Below are 18,889 nucleotides of genomic sequence, written 5' to 3' on the forward strand. Positions count from 1 at the left end.
AAACCTGAGTGGTTTACTGGGAAACCCTCAAGACCGCAGGGTCAATTGCCGTTATTCCTTGCAAACATGTAAGCGCCGCGCCAACGCGCCGGCTAGCACAGCAAGGAAAGCCATGCGCAACAACCAGCCTGTCACCGGGCACGAGTACGAATTCCCGTCGTCACACATGCTTGTTTCGGCGACCGATCTGACCGGCCGCATCCAGTACTGCAATCCGGCCTTCATCGCGGTCTCGGGCTTTACACGCGACGAACTGACCGGTCAGCCGCACAACCTGATCCGTCATCCGGACATGCCGCGCGAAGCCTTTGCCGACATGTGGGCGACGATTCGCGACGGCCGTCCCTGGACTGCGCTCGTGAAGAACCGCCGCAAGAACGGCGATCACTACTGGGTGCACGCCAATGTCACGCCGGTGGTCGAGAAAGGCGCGGTCGTCGGCTATTTGAGCGTGCGTGTGAAACCGGAACGCGCTGCGGTGCGCGCCGCCGAAGCACTCTACGCACGCATGCGCAGCGGCGAGTCCCGCGGCGTGCGGTTGCGTCGCGGGGTGGTGGTGCGCACCGGCGTGCTGGGGCGTCTGCAGGCGCTGATGGGTCTGCCGGTCGCTACGCGCGCGGCGATCGGCTACGCGATCACGCCGCTGGCGCTGCTGCTGACGGGGCTCGCAGCATGGCAAGGCGCGCCGCCCGCGCCGTTCTGGATCGGGTTCGGCGTCGCCACGGCGGTGAGCATCGCCTCGTGGCAGATGCTGACGCGACAACTCGCCGCACCGATCCGTGATATGTCGGGATTCGCCACGCGTCTCGCCGCCGGCGATCTGACCGCCGATCTGCAGATCGCGCGCCACGACGACCTCGGCGACGTGCTGCAAGCGCTGAATCAGTTGAAGGCGAATCTCGCGGCGATCGTCTACGACGTGCGCGCCCAGATCACCGGCATGCTGGACAACGCGCGCGAGATATCCAGCGGCAATGTCGATCTCGCGCGACGCACGGAATTGCAGGCGGCGTCGCTCGAAGAAACCGCCGCTACCATGGAAGAACTGACCACGACGGTCCAAGCCAACGCCGATGCCACCGTGCGCGCGCTCGATCTGGCGAGGGACGCCCAGGCGGCGGCCGCGGTCGGCGGCAAGATTGCCGGCCAGGTGGAGCAGACCATGGCGGGCATCACCGCGGCATCGCGGCGTATCGCCGACATTACCGGTGTGATCGACGGCATCGCGTTCCAGACCAATATCCTCGCGTTGAATGCGGCCGTCGAAGCGGCGCGGGCGGGCGAAGCAGGCCGTTCGTTCGCCGTCGTCGCGGGCGAAGTGCGCATGCTGGCGCAACGTTGCGCGGCGTCGTCGAAGGAAATCAAGTCCGTGGTCGAAGCAAGCGCGTCCGAAGTCGCGGCCGGCACCGAACTGGTTGCACGGACAACATCGCAAATGCGCGTGATCGACGAAGCGGTGGGCCGCGTGTCGTCGATCATCGTCGACGTGGCGAACGCGAGCAGCGAACAGGCCGAAGGAATTCGCCAGGTCAATCAGGCGGTCTCGCATCTGGACGGCGCCACGCAGCAGAACGCCGCGCTCGTCGAGCAGGCGGCGGCCACTGCGCAGCGCCTCGCGGAACAGGCGGACGTGCTGGATGAAGCCGTGCGGCTATTCACCGTCGCCGACGCAGCGCCGGCGCGACACGTTGGCGGCACGAAGCGTGAGGCGTTCACCGCCGATGCAGCGCTAACGCCCGCGCCTGAGATCAAACGACACCGCGCGCCCGTCATCGCAGATGATGCTGAGCAGGAAGAAGCTGCATTGATCTGATAGATCGGCGTTACTCCCACCTCGACAGTCCAGTATTGACGCAGCACGATGGCTTCGTCAGCGCCCAGTTGTTTGCAAGGGCAGGCTGACCCGAGTAACAACGGCGTTTAGCGGCCCGCCCCCTCCGTGGACGGGCCTATTTTTTTTTGAGGCTGGCGCTGGTGCGCTGGTGTTTACGCAGTTGAGGATTGTCGAGGTTGCGCATTCGCTCTTGCGCCGCTGCGAGTGCAGCAGATCAGGTGAACGGTGAGGAAATACGGGAGCACATTCTCGCAAGCTCGCCGCGAGACCTTTGCCTCGCGCGAAGCGAAGCGAAGCGGCGCGATGCGATGCGATGCGATGCTACGCTAAGGTCAGCGCTTCCCTTCTCGCACCACGCGCCGCCACGAAGACGCGTAAGCGCATGCTCTCATGCCGATTCCCGCCACCGGAGGCCGACGTGATCCCTTCCGACGACCCGCCACGCGTCAATCCGCTGTCTTCACACCTTGCCGCCATGGCGCGCAACAACGCATGGTCGAACCTGCGCCTCTACCGCGCCTGCCTCACATTGACCGACGAAGCGTTCGCCGAACGCAGGGTGAGCTTCTTCCCGTCGTTGCAGCTCACGTGGAATCACATCCTCTTGGTGGACCGTTACTACTTCGACGCGCTGATCGGCGGCGGCGCAGGCCTCACCATTTTCGATAACGAACTGCCCTATCCGCGCGCAGCCGACCTGTGGGATGCACAAGCGCGGAGCGATCAGCAACTGCTCGCCTTCTGCGAATCGCTGACTGACGACGATCTGCCACGCGAAGTCCAGATCGACCGTGGACCGTCGGTCGGGGTGCAACGCGAGCAGATCGGCAGCGTACTGCCGCATGTTTTCGTCCATCAGATTCATCATCGCGGACAAGTTCACGCGATGCTGAGCGGCACAGAGGCCGCCCCGCCGCAGCTCGACGAGTTTTTCCTCGCCGCCGACGCACCGCTGCGCGTTGCCGAACTCAACGATCTGGACGCGATGCGCGAGCCGCAGACTACGCCGCGTCCCGCCCAATTCCCCTAACCGGAGCGCGCGTCAACCGCGTGACATTCATGGAGAAGGATCGCACCGGCACGGGGCACGAAAAATGCATCCGTCGTGACCTGCAGTCGCGTTAAACTGGTTGTCACGGCGGGACGTCACGATAGGCGCTGCCCGGCGGGCCGCGCCAGTCCACGCGCTTGGCGGCGCAAGCCACGCAGGCAGGTGAACGGCGCAAACGTGACGGCGGCGCGACAGACGCCGCCCTATCCTGCCCGTACAATGGTTCAATCAACAACGGAACGAGGACAACTTCGATGCGCACTACCGGGTCTTCCGGGTCAATGGCCCTGCTCACCGAATACGACGACGCAACGGCGCGCGAACTTCGCTCGCTGCGCCTCGAATCGACAGAAGACGGCAAAGGCATTCTTTTGATCGAAGTCGATGAGCGCAAGCCAGGTATACACCGCGAAGTGCGCTACGAAATCACGCCGGCCGAACTGATTGCCGCAATTCGCGCACACGGCGCCGAATTGCCGGGCGAACAGCACAATCATCGTCAATGAAATCCATCACGCGGCATTGCATCTCTGGTGCAAATGCCGCGTGGCGCTTTAGCGTCTCCAGTCTCTAATTGCTTGCTGGGCTGGCGTCTGCGGACGTCAATCGGGCAATATTTCCGCTCCCGCATATCGCGCGACATTTGCACCATTTCGGTTTGTGCAGGTCGCAGTGCTAATGCGTCTTTCAAGTGGCTCAGTGCACTTGAGATAGCGCTTTCCATACCCAAGTAAAGGGCTACTTTTCAGGGCGTTTGCACGTCTTGAAAATGCGTCCATAATCCTTGCATTCTCCTTTGCATTTCCTACCTGCGCCGCGCCCGAAAGGGCCGCGGATGTAAGCCGATGCTACATGATCTCGTCGAGCAATATGGGCCGGCGCTCGTGTTCGTAAACGTGCTCGCCGCCTCGATCGGGCTGCCGGTTCCGGCGATGCCGTCGCTCGTGCTGTTCGGGGCGATGGCCGCCATGCATCCTGGTTCTGTGGGCACGCAGTTGGCGCCGGTGCTCATCCTGTCGATATTCGCAACGCTGATCGGCGACAGCGCGTGGTATTTCGCCGGCCGTATGTACGGTGGCAATACGCTGAAAACGATTTGCCGGCTGTCGCTCTCGCGTGACACCTGCGTGAAAAAGACCGAACGCTTTTTTGGCCGCTGGGGCGTGCGCGTGCTGGCCGTGGCCAAGTTCGTGCCGGGACTGTCGATCGTTTCGATCCCGATGGCGGGCGCCATGGGCACGCGCTACCGCACGTTCCTCACTTACGACAGCATCGGCGCCGCGTTGTGGTCCGGCACCGGCCTGATCATCGGCGCGTTGTTCGCCAAGCAGATCGACATGCTGTTCGCGCTGGCCGGGCGCCTCGGCCGCACGGCCGCGCTGGTCGCGGGGGCTTTGCTGCTGGCGTACGCCGCGTATCGCTGGATACGCCGGCGTCAGGCGATTGCCAATCTCGCGTCCGCGCGCATCGAAGTCGACGAACTGGCCGCGCTCGTGAGGGCCGGGAATACACCGGTGCTGTTCGACATCCGTTCTAACGAGAAACGCAAGCTCGATCCGTTTGTAATTCCGGGCTCGCAATTCGCCGACGAGCGGCAACTCGACGAGATCGTCGCGACCTATCCGCACGATCAGAAGTTGGTGATTTACTGTTCCTGCCCGAATGAAATTTCCGCGGCATGGATGGCCAAGCAATTGAACGAAGCCGGCTTCTCCGACGTGCTGCCGTTGCGCGGTGGCATGGAAGCCTGGCGCGACTCGGGCAAGCCGGTGGAATCGCTGCCCAACATGCCGCCGCCCGAAGTGGCGGTCGACGACGTCGCGCCGAAGGCCGTGTAGCGCAAGCAGCGCAACTGGGTTTGCGCCTGCGGGCGCCGCGCCGCTTCGCCCCTCGTTCGATCCATCAATGAACACCGAAGGAGCGGTTCAATGCTTTCGACTCAAGAACCTGAAGTGCAGCAACCTGAAGTGCCACGACCAGACGTGCCACAACCAGACGTCGTCCCCGACGCGCCGTTTTCGTCGCTCTCGACGCGCATGCATCAGATGTTCCCCGCGCTCACGTGTGCCGAAATCGGCCGTCTGCGCAAGTTCGGCGAAGTCGGCCACTGGAAGTCCGGTGAACTGCTCTTCGAAACCGGCCTCACCGGTCCCGGCATGTTCGTGGTGCTCGAAGGGCGCGTGAAGGTGTATCAGCGCGACGGCATCGGCCGCGAAGTGCTGATCAACGAACATGGCGCCGGGCATTTCCTTGCCGAAGTCGGTCAGCTGTCGGGACGGCCCGCGCTGGTCAACGGCATGGCGATCGGATCGGTGGAAGCATTGCTGATTCCGCCGGAGCGGCTGCGCGCGCTGATCGTCGCCGAAGCGGAACTCGGCGAGCGCATCATGCGCGCACTGATCTTGCGGCGCGTATCGCTGATCGAAAAGGGCGCGGGCGGCCCGATCCTGATCGGCAACAGCAACGACGCGCGGCTTGTCATGCTGCAAGGCTTCCTGTCGCGCAACGGCCATCCGCATTCCGTGATCGACGAACGCGACGAAGATGCGTTGCGTCTGATCGAGCAATTCGCCGCGCAAAAAGAAGACATGCCGCTGGTGATCTGTCCGGACGGCTCGGTGCTGCGTCATCCGAGCATGCCGGAACTCGCCACGTGCCTTGGCTTGCTGCCCGATCTCGACGATGCGCATGTGTACGACGTCGCGATCGTCGGCGCCGGGCCGGCCGGGCTCGCCACCGCGGTGTACGCGGCCTCCGAAGGCTTGTCGGTGATCGTGCTCGACAGCCGCGCGCCGGGCGGCCAGGCAGGCGCAAGCTCGCGGATCGAAAACTACCTCGGCTTTCCGACCGGCATCTCCGGCCAGGCGCTGGCAGGCCGCGCGTTCGTGCAGGCGCAAAAATTCGGCGCGCACGTCGCGATTCCGGTCAACGTGAAGGCGCTGCATTGCGCGGACCGGCCGCATCGGCTTGAATTGAAGTGCGGAGGACATATCACGGCGCGCGCGATTGTGATCGCGAGCGGCGCGGTCTACCGGCGTCCGGCGCTCGAAGGGCTGGATCGTTTCGAAGGGCGCGGCGTCTACTACTGGGCGTCGCCGGTCGAAGCCAAGCTGTGCAAGCGTCAGGAAGTCGTGCTGGTGGGCGGCGGCAACTCGGCCGGCCAGGCGATCGTCTATCTGGCGACGCATGCGGCCAAGGTCCACGTGCTGATCCGGCGCAGCGGCTTCGAAGCCACCATGTCGCGCTATCTGATCGACCGGATCCGCTCGCTGCCGAACGTGTTCGTGCATCCGAATTCGGAGATCGGCCGGCTGGATTCCGACGACAGCGGTTTGTCGTCGGTTGCGCTGAAAAAACCGTTGCCCGACGGCACCGATCATTTCGACACGCGCCATCTGTTCCTCTTCACCGGTGCGGACCCGAACACCGACTGGCTGCGCACCTGCGGCGTCAAGCTCGACGAGAAAGGTTTCGTGCTGACCGGCGTGAACGCCGACGGCGCCTCGGTCTGCGATCTCGCGACGACGGTTGAGGGCGTATACGCGATCGGCGACGCCCGTGCCGGCTCGACCAAACGCGTGGCGGCGGCTGTCGGCGAAGGCGCCGCCGTGGTCGCGCAGATTCATGAATTGCTGGCGGTGTCGGCGGGAGAAGCGGTCGCGCTGGGCGCCTGAATATCTGGACGGTCTGAAACCCGCCGGCCTCGCAACCACCGGCGGGTAACCTGCTGTTACACACGCCTTCAACTGGTTGCACCTGCTTGTCTTTCTGTCTCGTAATATCGTCGTCAGCCATTCGACAGGAGACAAGCATGTTCAAACGCGCGATCGTTTTCGCCGCCTTCGGCCTGGCCGCCGCCTGCGCATCGACTGCCGCCTCGGCACGGGTAGATGTCGGCGTGTTCGTCAATACGCCGGGTCCGGTGTACGCAGCGCCGCCGGTCTATGCGCCGCCGCCGGTCGTCTACGCGCCCCAACCGGTCTACGGTTACGGCTACCGGGACGACTACTATCGCGACCGCCGTCACTGGCATCACGATCATGGCCGTCATCGCGGCTGGGATCGGCATCACGGGCGCGGCTGGTAAAGGCAAGTTCAAGCGCTTCACGCTACAGTAGCGGCTGCTGATCCAGGCCGGGCCTCGTGCCGGCCCCCTTCGCAGTCACTCACTGATCGACGCCCGCGTGAAGACTCTTTCGCTTTCCGCCGCCCGCACCCTGCATCTGGCCGCGCAAGGTTTGCTGACGCCGCCGCGCCGCAAGGCCGTCAAAGCCGACGTGCTCGACTCGATTCGCCGCATGGCGCAATTGCAGATCGACACGATCCACGTCGTCGCGCGCAGTCCCTATCTCGTGTTGTTCAGCCGGCTCGGCGCTTATCCGCCGCAATGGCTCGACGAGCATCTCGCCGAAGGCAAGCTGTTCGAATACTGGTCGCACGAGGCCTGTTTCGTGCCGATCGAAGACTACGGCCTGCTGCGCCATCGCATGCTCGATCCAAGCGGCATGGGCTGGAAATACGCGGCCGAGTGGCACAAGAAACATCGCAAGGAAATTGACAAGCTGCTCGCCCACATTCGCGCGACGGGTCCGGTACGCTCCGCGGATTTTGCCCGCGAGGCGGGCAAGGGCAACGGCTGGTGGGACTGGAAGCCGGAGAAACGCCATCTGGAAGTGCTGTTCGCGATCGGGCAATTGATGGTGGCCGAGCGGCGCAATTTTCATCGCGTCTACGATCTGACCGAACGCGTGCTGCCGGCTTGGGACGACGCGCGCGATCTGCCGCCCGCGCACACCGTGACCGACGCCGTGTTACGCCGCACCTGCCGTGCGCTCGGCGTCGCGCGCGCCGATTGGGTCGCCGATTACTACCGGTTGCCGCGTCACCCGTATCGCGACGAACTGCATGCGCTCGCCGACCAGGGCGAGCTGATTCCGGTGCGCGTGGAAGGGTGGAAGCAGGACACGTACGTGCATCAAGACTTCGCCGCGATACTCGACGATGCCGCGAGCGGCAAACTCACCTCGACGGTCACGACGGTCTTGTCGCCGTTCGATCCGGTGGTGTGGGACCGCAAGCGCGCGGCGGCGCTGTTCGACTTCGACTACGCGATCGAATGCTATACGCCAGCGGCGAAGCGCAAATACGGTTACTTCGTGTTGCCGCTGCTGAGCCGCGGCCGTCTGGTCGGCCGCGTGGATGCGAAAGCGCACCGGACTCAAGGCGTGTTTGAACTCAAGTCGCTGCACATCGAACCGGGCGTGCGTCTGAGCGCGCGTCTCGCCGGCGATCTGCGGCGCGCGTTGCAACGCTGCGCGGATTGGCATGGCACGCCGCAACTGGAAATCACGTCCGCGCCGCCGGAATGGCTCGACGCGTTAAACGTCGGTGCCAGCCTGGACGACAGCGTGGCTGCCTGAGCGCCGCATCAACGTGACACTCAATGCAGCGCCGCCCACGCCAGCGACAGGGAAAACACACCGAGCACGATCGAAGCGCCGCGCTGCATCTTTACCGGATTGAGCCAGCTGAGCTTGCCGCTGCCGAGCGCCGCGCCGAACGCGATCCACGCGAGCGCGATCGGCACCAGCAGGCAAGCGAACATCAGCATGGAGAAGGCGTAGGCCGGCAGGTGCGCAAAAGCGATAGCCGGAAAGATCGTGCCGGCGAACAGCAAGCCCTTCGGATTGAGCAGCGTCGCCACGAACAACGTGCGCATGCCGCTCGCTCGCTGTGCCGAGTCGGGCAAGGCGACCGCGGCGCGCCACATGTCGACGGCGAGATAGGCGATGTACAGGCCGGCCGCCACGCGCAACAGCGAGGGCAACCACGGCAGCGCATGCGCCGCCTGGACGAGGAAATGCCCCCACACCGAGATCGAGATTAAATAACCCGCCAGTTCAGCGGCGATCAACGGCAGTGAACCCCGCACGCCCTGACGCAAGCCGGCCGCCGCAAGCAGCGTATTCGTGGGGCCGGGCGTAATCAGCACGACGATAATGCCGACGGCCAGCAACGCGATAGCAGACGCAGAGAGCATAAAAAAGGCGCAATGTTGGAGACAGTGCGCCTTTTTATCATAGACATCGGCGGCGCCGAAATGCAGTGGCCAATTACGATGACGAATCGCAACCACGCAATGCCGTCACGTCGAGCATAGGCAACGGCCATTCGACATCGGCAGGCATGCCGATGTGAACCGCGCCGCCCACCGGCAACGCGCTGTCGCCTTTAGTGATCCAGCTTCGCGCGCAGCTCGCGAGCGGCTTCCAGTAGACCTTCGTAACCGGAACGTGCATGCTCCGGCAAATCGGGATCGCCGACGAACGTGCCGAGCGTTTCGATCAGGCTATACAGAATGCCCTTTGCGGCGCCGGATGCAATGCTGCCCGACGAAACCTGCTGATCCACGTGACTGAGCGCTGCGTCGAGGTTTTCCAGCTCGGGCCGGTCGCCCGTGGGCGGCTTAGGCGTTACGTCTTGCGTCATGATGAAACTTCGCTCCTGTTGATGCAGCGGTGAACAAGCCATCCTTTCATGTTGTTATATACCGATCGTGCGTTGCCGTCTATTCGTGATCTGCACGCATGCGACCGGCGTCAAGGCGTCCATCGATACATCAGAATTTTCGCGCGGGCGTCGTCCTCGAGTAGCACGACGTACTCGCCGTTGTCGCGTTGCACCGCGCTGATGCCGAGATACACGTCCACCCAACCGCTCGTGTTACCGACGCTCGCGCCCGGCGTCATATAACCGGCCACTTGGCCGGTGCGCGCGTCGTAGACATCCACTCTCTGCGTGTACAGCTCCGCTACGAAGATGTAATTGCCGGCCACCGCGACGCCCACGGTCGTCGTTTGCGGATTGCTTTGCGTGTTCCAGGGCAGTGAGATCGCGTACTGCTGCGTCGGCGTGCCGGAGCTCCAGTTGTCATAACGCGCGAGCACCGGGCCTGCCTCTTTCCAATGCGTCGCATCCCATGGAATCGCGCTCGTGAAGCCGGAGATATACATCGTGTCGGTCGCCGCGATGTAGACGATCCGCGCAATCCGCGTGAACGGTTGCGGCATCGCGAACATCTTCGAGCTGGCGTACGTGTAGATTGGATTGCCGGCGGAATCGAGACCTTGCAGCGGCATTTCGCGGATGCCGCTCAACGGCGTGGCGAGCCAGACATTGCCTGGCGTGTCGATCCACCAGAAGCCGTTGCCGACCGTGCTTCCGGTCGACGGATTGCTGCTGATCTCGCTGGCGTCGACGCTGCCGTTGCCATTGCTGTCACGCCACAGCCATTCGCCATACGCGGGCTGCGCTGCGGGCCATGTACCGGGCAGCGGATTCTGCGCGAGCAGGCCCGATGGAATCGCCATTTCACCGTGGGCGGCGTCGAAGCGATAAACGTTCAGATAATGCGCGCCCGGATCCAGCGTATAGAGAAACCGCTGACCGTTGATTCGACGCACCATCGGCTCGCCGCGCACACCGCGTGGCTGATGAAACGCGGGGTCGTCCGGATAGTCGAAACGGTCGAGCGTGAAACCCGCATACGACCATTCGTGACCGACGGCTTGGCTGTAGTCGAGCGTGAAGCGCTTCGAGCCGGTGTAGACGGAATTGGGCGTGGCGGGATCGAACGCGGCGCCATCGACGAACGTCAGACCGTACAGGCGCCAATTGAGGGCGTGCGATCTGTACACGTAGCTTTCGAGCACCGCGCCTTGTCCGACCGATGCTGATCCGACCGGCCGCGGCCCTTCGCCGTTCTGCGCGACATACAGGTTGCCCGCGGGATCGACACCGATGCCCGTCATGCCGTTGAAGCGCCAATTGCCCGGCACGCCTTTGACCGCGTGAAAGATGCCGTTGCGCGTGCCGATGGGCGCGGCCGCTTGCGGCTGACCGTTGCCGTCCTTGTTGAAGACCAGAATCTGCTGCGACGGGCCATTGTCCGCAACGAGGATTTGCCCCGCCGGCGTAACCGCGATGTCGGCCGGCACGGCGCCCGCGGGCAGTGTCAATGTGCCGGCGAGCGCCGTGCCGTTCGCGGCGTAGTGCTGGATAGTTAGGCTTCCGGACGAGATACCGCTCATCACCCACAGCGTCGAATCGGTATCCACCGCGATGCGTCCCGGCGACGTCACGTTCCACGAGCGCAAACGCTGCATCGAATTCGCGTCGAACACGACGATCCGGTTCGCGTACGTATCGGCCACGTAGAGTTCGCTGTCGGTGGCGGCCATGCCGCGAATGCTCGCGTCGTTGCCGGTCGTTACCGTGTCGAGCGGCACAAAGCTGTTCTTCGTCGCATTGGCGCTATTGCCGATGCCGCCGCTGAACGGCGCGCCGGTCGCCAGATTGGCGAGCGTGCGGCGCGTGATGCCGTACCAGGTCAGGTTGGCTGCGGGATAATCCGCGCCGACCAGGGCGTTGCTTTCGTTACCGATCGACATCGCCGCATACAGATACGTGTGATTCACCGCGACCGCGTCGCCACCGGCCGCGCCCCAGCCATGTGTCGAGCCGGCTACGGCAATCTTGTCGCCCGCGCGATAAGCGGCGATTTCACTGCCGCTTTCGTCCCAGGGCGCATTGGTGTACACGGTGCCATCGGCGCCGACGCTGATGGCCTGAATATCCTGCTGCATCCATTTGCCGTCGCCGAAACCAAAGCTATTGCCGATCCATGAAGTGGTGTAATTGAGTTGCGATTGCGCTGACGTATTCAATGGAATAAAGCTGCTGAAGATAACAGCGGCCACGCCCAGGCGAGAGAACAATGTCACGACGGTATTTCCTTGCGAGGCACGAAGCGCGTACAGCTGGCATGTCTGGCGCGCATTCGCGCGCATGCGGATCGATGGGTAATCACGCATGCGTAAAATTTGACGCTTTATCCTCGCATAGAAAAATCGGAAATATATTGATAAAAAAATCGTGTTAAATGTTGAATTACACAAACCATTCGAAGCGCATAAGCCGACGCACGAATACGGTGCTATTTGCCTTTCACGCGGATGCGATAAGCACACCGGCGCGCGCCCGCCAACACATGTTCCTCGCGCTCGATCGAACCGTCTTCGCCCACAATCTCCGCAAAGAGTTGCAACTCCGTGCGGCAAAATCCCTGGCAGGTTCGCGCCGCCGCACAAATCGGGCAATGGTTTTCGAGCAGCAGCCAGTCGCGCCCGTCTTTTTGCAACTCCGCCATGTAGCCCTCGGCGCTGCGGATTTCCGCCAGCTTCGCAAGCCGCGCTTTGAGGCCTTTGACCGGCTTGAGCGCGGCCAGATAATTCGCGCGCGTTTCGATGGCGCGCTGGTCGATCAACTTGTCGAGACCCGCTTCACCGAATAGCTGACGAATCGAGCCGAGCAATTGCACCGTCAGTTGCGGATGCGTGTCGGGAAAACGCGCGTTGCCCACTTCCGTCAGAGCCCAACTCTGGCTCGGCCGCCCCGGACCCGCTTGCGAAGCCTGACGCCCTGCTATCAAACCGCCACTCAACAACTTCTGGATTTGCTGGCGCGCCGCCTCGACGGTGATATCGAGTTCACCCGCGATCGACGCCGTAGACAACGGCCCCTGCACTTTCAGCAGATTCAGGATGCGATCCACCGGTCCGGCTGTCGTCGCTGCCGACGCGACGCCCGGTGAATTTTCCAAGCTTTCATTTGCATATCTCATGGAGTGCCATTATTATCCAAGCCAATACTTGCATAATAAGCCAGCCTCGCACGGCTGTCCACGACATGAAAAATCTGCAATCGAATGCGCCCGCATGGAGCGATCTTCTCAGTGGCAGCAACGGCTGGCGGGCGTTGGGACTGGCCGGCGGCGTCGCGCTGCACGCCACCAACGTCTATGTCGCGACGACGGTCCTGCCCTCGGTCGTGCGCGACATCGGCGGACTCGAACTGTATGCGTGGAACACCACGCTATTCGTGGTCGCGTCGATTCTGGGTTCGGTTTTGTCAGTGCGTCTGCTGGCGGTGCTCGGTGCGCGCGTCGCTTACTTCAGCGCCCTCGCCGTGTTCGCGTTGGGCACTGTCGTCTGTGCGAGCGCGCCTTCCATGCCGTGGATGCTGGCCGGGCGCACGCTGCAAGGTCTCGGCGGCGGCATTCTGCTCGCGCTCAGCTATGCGCTGATTCGCATCGTGTTCGACGAGCGCCTCTGGCCGCGCGCGATGGGACTGGTGTCGGGCATGTGGGGCGTTGCCACGTTGTGCGGGCCCGCGCTCGGCGGCGTCTTCGCGGAACTGGGCGACTGGCGGCTCGCGTTCTGGGTCCTGCTGCCGGCTATCCTGTTGCTCGCCGTGATCGTGCATCGCGAGGTGGGCGGCGAGCACGCTACCGGCGCGGCGGCCACGTCCATTCCGTTGCTCAAGGTCGTGCTGCTTAGCGCATCCGTTCTGGCGATTTCGCTTGCCGCCTTGAGTAAGGAGATCGTGTGGAACGCCATCGGCGTTGCGGGCGGCCTGGGCTTCGTCTGGCTGCTCGCAAGACTCGAACGCGACAGCACGCGTACGCGCCTGTTGCCGAGCGGCTCGTATTCGATTCGCACGCGCATCGGCAGCATTTATGCGTGTATGAGCCTGCTCGGCATCGGCGTGACCAGTGAAATCTTCCTGCCGTATTTTCTGCAAACGATTCATGGCCGCTCGCCGCTTGCGGCCGGTTATCTGACCGCCTTGATCGCGGCCGGCTGGTCGGTCGGTTCCATGTTCAGCGCCGGACGTTCCGCCATCGCCGCGCAACGCTTGAGCCGCGCGGGTCCGATCGTCGAAGCGCTCGGTCTCGCCACGCTCGCGTGGCTGATGCCGCAAGCCGGCCTGTTCGGCAGCGTTAGCGGAACGCTGACACTGTGCGCCGCGCTCGTCAGCGTCGGACTGGGTGTCGGGATCGGCTGGCCGCATCTATTGACACGCGTATTCACCGCCGCGCAATCCGGCGAGGAGAACCTCGCGTCGCTTTCGATCACCACTATTCAACTCTTCGCGATGGCGCTCGGTTCGGCGCTCGCGGGCCTTATCGCGAACGGCGCGGGTCTCACCACGCTGCCCGCGCTGCAGGGCGCGCAACAGACCGCGCCGTGGCTGTTCGCGATCTTTGCGATCGCGCCGCTGCTCGCGGCGGGATTGATACGCCAGCAGCCGCGCTCGACCGGAGAAGCATCGTGATAGATCGCGTGCAGGCCATGCGGATATTCGTACGCATCGTCGATACGAGCAGCTTTACGCGGGCCGCGGAATCGCTAGAAGTGCCGCGCGCCACCGCGACCACGACTGTGCAGGCGCTCGAGTCGCTGCTCGGCGTGCAACTGCTGGTGCGCACGACGCGCAAGGTCACGCTGACCGCCGAAGGCGCCGCCTATTACGAACGCTGCGCACAGATACTCGCGGCAATCGAAGAGGTCGAATCGGGCCTTTTCAATCGGCCGGAAAATTTGCGCGGCCGCTTGCGCGTGGCCATGCCGGGCATGATCGCGGCGTCGATCGTGGTGCCTGCGTTGGCCGCATTTCATGCGCAGCATCCGCATGTGGAACTGGCGCTCGGCGTGCAGCATCGATCGCTCGATCTGGTTGGTGAGAGCGTGGATTGCAGCATCGAACTGGGCGAGTTGCCGGATTCACGCCTGCTCGCGCGCCGCCTCGGTTTGATCGAACGCGTGACTTGTGCGAGCCCAGCATATCTCGCGCAATTCGGCGAGCCGCGACATCTCGACGACCTCTCGGATCACATCGCCGTGCACTGGCTATCGACGCAAACCGGCCGCCGTATGGACTTCGACTTCAGCGTCGCGGCGCGACCCAGCAAGGTGAAGATGGACAGTTTCATCCAGGTGAACGACGAACACACTTACCTCGCCTGCGGACTCGACGGCCTCGGCCTGATTCAGCCTGGACGCGCTGTTGCCGCGCCGTATCTTGCGTCAGGACAGTTGGTCGAAGTGTTGCCGAAGTGCAGACCCGCGCCGGTGCCCGTTTCAGTGACGTACGTGAAGAGCCGGCAGATTTCGCCGCGTGTGCGCGCTTTCGTCGACTGGCTCGTCGAGGTATTCGAAAGCGCGCCGGGGATGGTGAGAACGGCGGCGGCGCAGCCGATCGAATCATCGCTGTGGCCGGTGCTCGATTCGACTCGCGACGCCGCGCTCACACCGCTTTGTTAATTGGCGAGTTTCACCCGTGATCAGCAGTCGCAGCCTGCACGGCCGCCGCTTCCGCCGCGGCCACAGCAGGCGACACGATCGCCGGCTGGCCCGTCTGCCGGCGCGAGCGGCCCGAACTCAGATAGTCCGCAATCGAATCCTGCGTGACCTCGCCGACGTAACGGCCGTCGCCATCCAGCACCGGCATCCATGACGAATTGAACTGGTACATTTTCGACAGCACGATGCGCAGATGCTCGTCCGCGCTGACCGTCGCCTTGAACGCGGACAGATGGTCGCCACACACGCCCTGGCCCGCACGCGCCGCGCGGCGCGTCACGTAACCGAGCGCCTGCTGCTTGTCGTCGACGATGGTCAGATAGCGGTTGTCGCTGTCGTCCATCATCTGGAAGGCGCGCGCGACCGGCATGTCGGCATGCGCGGTTTCGGGCTGAGTGGCGGCGTCGCCGGCCTTCACCAGCAAGAGGCGCTTCAACGTGCTGTCCTGACCGACGAACGCGCCGACGAACTCATCGCGCGGATGCGCCAGCAACGTATCCGGATGATCGTATTGCACCAGTTGACCACGGCGGAACACGGCCACACGGTCGCCGAGTTTGATCGCCTCGTCGATGTCGTGGCTCACCATGATCACCGTCTTGTTCAACTGGCGCTGCATCTGGAAGAACTCGTTCTGAATCGACTCGCGATTGATCGGGTCGACCGCGCCGAACGGCTCGTCCATCAGCAGTACCGGCGGATCGGCGGCCAACGCGCGAATCACGCCGATGCGCTGCTGCTGGCCACCCGACAGCTCACGCGGATAGCGCTTCAGATATTGCTTCGGATCGAGCGCAACCATCGCCATCAACTCCGTGGCGCGTTCGCGGCAGCGTTTCTTGTCCCAGCCGAGCAGGCGCGGCACGACCGTGATGTTCTCCTCGATCGTCATATTCGGGAACAAGCCGATCTGCTGGATCACGTAGCCGATGTGACGGCGCAATTCGACTTCGTTCAGACCCGAGGTGTCCTCGCCGTTGATCAGCACACGGCCCGAAGTCGGCGCGATCAGACGGTTGATCATTTTCAGTGTGGTGGTCTTGCCGCAGCCCGACGGGCCGAGAAACACGCAGATTTCGCCTTCGCCGACAGTCAGACTCACTGAGTCGACGGCCTTCACCTGCTGGCCGTCCTTCTGCGTAAACGTCTTGGTCAGTTTGTCGAGTTCGATCATGTCTTTTGTACTCCCTTCGGGGTCAGCAAGCGTTGCAGCGCTTGCAGCAGCAGGTCGGCGACGATCGCGAGCACGCTCACGAGCACGGCGCCCACCAACAGTTTCATCATGTTGCTCTGGCCGATCGCGCGGATGATCAGCGTGCCGAGACCGCCCGCGCCGATCACGGCGGCAATCGTCATCACGCCGATGTTCATCACCACCGCCGTGCGCACGCCGCCGAGAATCACCGGCACGGCAAGCGGCAGATCGACGAGGCGCAGCCGTTGCCACACCGTCATGCCGATGCCGATACCCGCTTCCTTGATGCCGGCGTCGACGTTGCGCAGCGCGAGGTAGGTGTTGCGCATGATCGGCAGCAGCGAGTAGAGGAACACCGCGGTAATCGCCGGCACCGCGCCGATGCCCTGGCCGAAGCGCGAGAACACTGGAATCATCAAGCCGAACAGCGCGATGGAAGGCAAGGTCAGCACCACCGTGGCAACGCTCAGCAGCGGCGCGGCCAGCCATTCGTGCCGATTGATCAGGATGCCCAGGGGTACGCCGACGACAATCGCGCAGCCCACCGCAATGCCCACCAGCCACACGTGTTGCGCGGTGAGTTGCAGCAATTCAGGCCAGTTGGCCGATAGATAGTCGAATACAGTCATAAAGAAGATCTCCGCTCAGGGCAGCTTGTGCGTGCGCAGGAATTCCGCCGCGACTTCGCGCACCGGCTTGCCGTCGATGTCGACCTGCTTGTTCATCTCCAGCATCGTGTCGTTGTTCAGCGCGTCGGAGAGCGCGTTCAATTGCGGCGCGAGTTGCGGGTTCTGGTCGAGCGTCGTTTTGCGCACCACCGGTGTGGCGTTGTACGCGGGGAAGTAGTGGCGGTCGTCTTCGAGCGGCATGATGTTGAAGCCCTTCACGCGGCCGTCCGTCGTGTAGATCAGTCCGATCGGCACCTGGTTGTTATGCAACGCCGTGTAGACGAGGCCCGGATCCATCTGACGCGTTTCCGCGCGGCTGAACTGCATGCCGTAGGCGGCTTCGAGCGGCTTCAGGCCGTCCGGGCGATTGGCGAACTCCGCATCCATCGCGAACACGTGCTTCTTGTTCGGCTCCGCGGCCATCTTCGCCGCGAGTTGCGAAATCGTGCGAATGCCGGTTTGCTGCGCGACTTGCTCCGGCAGACCGAGCGCGTACGTGTTGTTCAGCGGCGAGCAGTCGAGCCACACGAGGCCGCGTTTCGCATCGAGCGCTTTTACGCGTTCGTACATCGTCTTCGGATCGAGCTTCTCGGTGATCTTGTTGTAGACGATCGCGGCGGTGCCGGTGTATTCCCACGTGATGTCGACCTGACCGTTCTCCTGCGCGCTACGCAACAGCGTACTGCCGAGGCCGGTGCGGGCGTCGATCGTATAGCCCTTCGCGCGCAAGTATTGCGACGTGATCTCGGTAAGAACGTACTGCTCGGTGAAATTTTTTCCACCGAGTACGAGCGTCGCCGCGCTCGCTTGAATACTCGCGAAGAGCAATGCGCCGGCGGCGATCCAGCGGCTACGTCTGAACAGATTCGTCATGCCGTCACCCCGCGTCGCGCGAGCAGGTAGCGGCTGCCGGCCGAGACAATGCCGTCCAGAACCAGCGCGAGAACCGCGGTAGCCGCCGCGCCGAGCAAAAGCTGCTGCTGGTTGTTCAGATAGATGCCGGGAAAGATCAGCGTGCCGAGACTGTCCGCGCCGATCAGATAGGCGAGCGGCGCACTGCCCACGTTGATCGCGAGCGCCGTGCGCACGCCGCCGATGATGATCGGCATGGCGTTAGGCAACTCCACGCGCAATAGCGATTGCCAGCCCGTCATGCCGAGGCCGCGTGCGGCCTCGCGCAATGCGGGCGAGACGTTCTTCATGCCTTCATAGGCATTGCGGGTGATGGGCAGCAACGACGCGAGAAACAACGCCACGAGCGCCGGAATATCGCCGATGCCGAAGATGCCGAGCGCGATCGCCAGCACGGCCAGCGAGGGAATCGTGTTGCCGATGTTGAAGATCTGCATGAAACGTTCGGCGTGACGCGCGAACGATGGGCGGCTCAGCATTACGCCGGCGGGGATGCCGACCAGCAGCGCGAGCGCCATGGAATAGCCGACGAGCAGCAGGTGTCGCTTCGTGTAGTAGACGAGATCGGGCGCGTACTGATGCAGTGCGCCGGGGTCGATCGCGCGGCACGGCAACGCGACGACAACACCGATGGCTACGAGACTGCCGATCAGTCTGGCAGGACGTTGAATCATGAAGATGCGCCTCCTTGTTCGGGCGACGCGCGAACATAGCCGCGCCGCACAGGCGCCGTGACGGCGCTGCGAATGGGAAGTTCGGGACGCGGCACATGCCGCGAGGTGAACCGAGTGGTGCCGGAGGTTTGTTTTCTTCCGGCGCGAAAGCGGTGATTTCGCCTTCGGTGGCGGACCAGTCAGCAAAACTGGTGCCAGATCCATCGATGAATATTGGATAGCGGCGCTGGGCTGCTGTCCGACGGGGTTTGGGTGCCCCTTGTGAACACCGGCTTTTTACCGGCGACAGGGCGGATACAAACTGCTGCCAATTTGCATTCAACCCGTTCTAACGTAGCTTAACTAGCTGCGA

Annotated in this window: 17 protein-coding genes; 9 read left to right on the top strand and 8 right to left on the bottom strand. The window is 63.3% G+C overall.

Going from position 1 to position 18,889, the window contains the following annotated elements; genetic code table 11:
- Window positions 1-112 precede the first annotated feature (112 nt).
- From PQR54_RS12990 to PQR54_RS13020, 7 genes are all read left to right on the top strand, one after another.
- Complete coding sequence (locus PQR54_RS12990) at window positions 113-1,813, top strand: methyl-accepting chemotaxis protein (protein WP_408246187.1); 1,701 nt, start codon at window positions 113-115, stop codon at window positions 1,811-1,813.
- A 439-nt stretch (window positions 1,814-2,252) separates the two neighbouring features.
- Window positions 2,253-2,864 (top strand): DinB family protein, encoded by a 612-nt coding sequence (locus PQR54_RS12995; protein ID WP_408246188.1) that lies wholly within the window; start codon window positions 2,253-2,255, stop codon window positions 2,862-2,864.
- 275 nt (window positions 2,865-3,139) lie between these two features.
- Entirely contained in the window at window positions 3,140-3,391 is a 252-nt protein-coding gene (locus PQR54_RS13000) for a hypothetical protein (RefSeq protein ID WP_007178686.1), read from the top strand.
- A 339-nt stretch (window positions 3,392-3,730) separates the two neighbouring features.
- Entirely contained in the window at window positions 3,731-4,723 is a 993-nt protein-coding gene (locus PQR54_RS13005) for a DedA family protein/thiosulfate sulfurtransferase GlpE (RefSeq protein WP_408246190.1), read from the top strand.
- Between the two features lie 90 nt (window positions 4,724-4,813).
- Entirely contained in the window at window positions 4,814-6,559 is a 1,746-nt protein-coding gene (locus PQR54_RS13010; RefSeq protein ID WP_408246192.1) for an FAD-dependent oxidoreductase, read from the top strand.
- A 137-nt stretch (window positions 6,560-6,696) separates the two neighbouring features.
- Window positions 6,697-6,972, top strand: coding sequence for a hypothetical protein (locus tag PQR54_RS13015; protein ID WP_408246194.1), 276 nt, complete (start codon window positions 6,697-6,699; stop codon window positions 6,970-6,972).
- Between the two features lie 97 nt (window positions 6,973-7,069).
- Window positions 7,070-8,305, top strand: a complete 1,236-nt coding sequence (locus tag PQR54_RS13020; protein ID WP_408246196.1) for a winged helix-turn-helix domain-containing protein — start codon at window positions 7,070-7,072, stop codon at window positions 8,303-8,305.
- Window positions 8,306-8,325: 20 nt separating this feature from the next.
- On the opposite strand, the gene PQR54_RS13025 is transcribed toward PQR54_RS13020, so the two are convergent.
- The 4 genes from PQR54_RS13025 to PQR54_RS13040 all read right to left on the bottom strand — a co-directional run bounded on the left by PQR54_RS13025 (window position 8,326) and on the right by PQR54_RS13040 (window position 12,546).
- Entirely contained in the window at window positions 8,326-8,925 is a 600-nt protein-coding gene (locus tag PQR54_RS13025) for a LysE family translocator (protein ID WP_408246198.1), read from the bottom strand.
- 191 nt (window positions 8,926-9,116) lie between these two features.
- Entirely contained in the window at window positions 9,117-9,374 is a 258-nt protein-coding gene (locus PQR54_RS13030; protein ID WP_408246200.1) for a hypothetical protein, read from the bottom strand.
- A 110-nt stretch (window positions 9,375-9,484) separates the two neighbouring features.
- Window positions 9,485-11,668, bottom strand: coding sequence for an NHL repeat-containing protein (locus PQR54_RS13035; protein WP_408246202.1), 2,184 nt, complete (start codon window positions 11,666-11,668; stop codon window positions 9,485-9,487).
- Window positions 11,669-11,880: 212 nt separating this feature from the next.
- On the bottom strand, window positions 11,881-12,546 hold the full coding sequence (locus tag PQR54_RS13040) for a helix-turn-helix transcriptional regulator (RefSeq protein ID WP_408246203.1): 666 nt from the start codon (window positions 12,544-12,546) through the stop codon (window positions 11,881-11,883).
- A gap of 86 nt (window positions 12,547-12,632) precedes the next feature.
- On the opposite strand from PQR54_RS13040, the gene PQR54_RS13045 reads away from it, so the two are divergent.
- The gene (locus PQR54_RS13045; protein ID WP_408246205.1) at window positions 12,633-14,060 is read left to right on the top strand and encodes an MFS transporter; all 1,428 of its coding nucleotides are present in this window, start codon (window positions 12,633-12,635) and stop codon (window positions 14,058-14,060) included.
- Window positions 14,057-15,049 (top strand): LysR family transcriptional regulator, encoded by a 993-nt coding sequence (locus PQR54_RS13050; RefSeq protein ID WP_408246207.1) that lies wholly within the window; start codon window positions 14,057-14,059, stop codon window positions 15,047-15,049. The genes PQR54_RS13045 and PQR54_RS13050 overlap by 4 nt, the downstream gene beginning before the upstream one ends.
- A 10-nt stretch (window positions 15,050-15,059) precedes the next feature.
- Here the strand turns inward: PQR54_RS13050 and PQR54_RS13055 are convergent, their stop codons facing one another.
- From PQR54_RS13055 to PQR54_RS13070, 4 genes are read right to left on the bottom strand one after another with little or no spacing between them, the layout of a single operon-like run.
- Window positions 15,060-16,262: an osmoprotectant ABC transporter ATP-binding protein OsmV gene (locus PQR54_RS13055; protein ID WP_408246209.1), complete on the bottom strand. Its 1,203-nt coding sequence runs from the start codon at window positions 16,260-16,262 to the stop codon at window positions 15,060-15,062.
- On the bottom strand, window positions 16,259-16,912 hold the full coding sequence (locus PQR54_RS13060; protein ID WP_106281586.1) for an ABC transporter permease: 654 nt from the start codon (window positions 16,910-16,912) through the stop codon (window positions 16,259-16,261). The genes PQR54_RS13055 and PQR54_RS13060 overlap by 4 nt, the downstream gene beginning before the upstream one ends.
- Window positions 16,913-16,927: 15 nt before the next feature.
- Window positions 16,928-17,824 carry a glycine betaine ABC transporter substrate-binding protein gene (locus PQR54_RS13065; RefSeq protein ID WP_408246211.1) on the bottom strand — a complete coding sequence of 299 codons (897 nt, stop codon included), beginning with the start codon at window positions 17,822-17,824 and terminating at the stop codon, window positions 16,928-16,930.
- Window positions 17,821-18,537 carry an ABC transporter permease gene (locus PQR54_RS13070; RefSeq protein ID WP_408246213.1) on the bottom strand — a complete coding sequence of 239 codons (717 nt, stop codon included), beginning with the start codon at window positions 18,535-18,537 and terminating at the stop codon, window positions 17,821-17,823. The genes PQR54_RS13065 and PQR54_RS13070 overlap by 4 nt, the downstream gene beginning before the upstream one ends.
- Window positions 18,538-18,889 lie beyond the last annotated feature (352 nt).

The organism is Paraburkholderia phytofirmans (assembly GCF_046028095.1).
Classification (GTDB): Bacteria; Pseudomonadota; Gammaproteobacteria; order Burkholderiales; family Burkholderiaceae; genus Paraburkholderia; species Paraburkholderia phytofirmans_A.

Coding starts and splice junctions, on each gene's coding strand:
- PQR54_RS12990 (WP_408246187.1), top strand. CDS start 113: ATGCGCAACAACCAGCCTGTCACCGGGCACGAGTACGAATTCCCGTCG.
- PQR54_RS13000 (WP_007178686.1), top strand. CDS start 3,140: ATGCGCACTACCGGGTCTTCCGGGTCAATGGCCCTGCTCACCGAATAC.
- PQR54_RS13005 (WP_408246190.1), top strand. CDS start 3,731: ATGCTACATGATCTCGTCGAGCAATATGGGCCGGCGCTCGTGTTCGTA.
- PQR54_RS13010 (WP_408246192.1), top strand. CDS start 4,814: ATGCTTTCGACTCAAGAACCTGAAGTGCAGCAACCTGAAGTGCCACGA.
- PQR54_RS13015 (WP_408246194.1), top strand. CDS start 6,697: ATGTTCAAACGCGCGATCGTTTTCGCCGCCTTCGGCCTGGCCGCCGCC.
- PQR54_RS13025 (WP_408246198.1), bottom strand. CDS start 8,925: ATGCTCTCTGCGTCTGCTATCGCGTTGCTGGCCGTCGGCATTATCGTC.
- PQR54_RS13030 (WP_408246200.1), bottom strand. CDS start 9,374: ATGACGCAAGACGTAACGCCTAAGCCGCCCACGGGCGACCGGCCCGAG.
- PQR54_RS13045 (WP_408246205.1), top strand. CDS start 12,633: ATGAAAAATCTGCAATCGAATGCGCCCGCATGGAGCGATCTTCTCAGT.
- PQR54_RS13055 (WP_408246209.1), bottom strand. CDS start 16,262: ATGATCGAACTCGACAAACTGACCAAGACGTTTACGCAGAAGGACGGC.
- PQR54_RS13060 (WP_106281586.1), bottom strand. CDS start 16,912: ATGACTGTATTCGACTATCTATCGGCCAACTGGCCTGAATTGCTGCAA.
- PQR54_RS13065 (WP_408246211.1), bottom strand. CDS start 17,824: ATGACGAATCTGTTCAGACGTAGCCGCTGGATCGCCGCCGGCGCATTG.
- PQR54_RS13070 (WP_408246213.1), bottom strand. CDS start 18,537: ATGATTCAACGTCCTGCCAGACTGATCGGCAGTCTCGTAGCCATCGGT.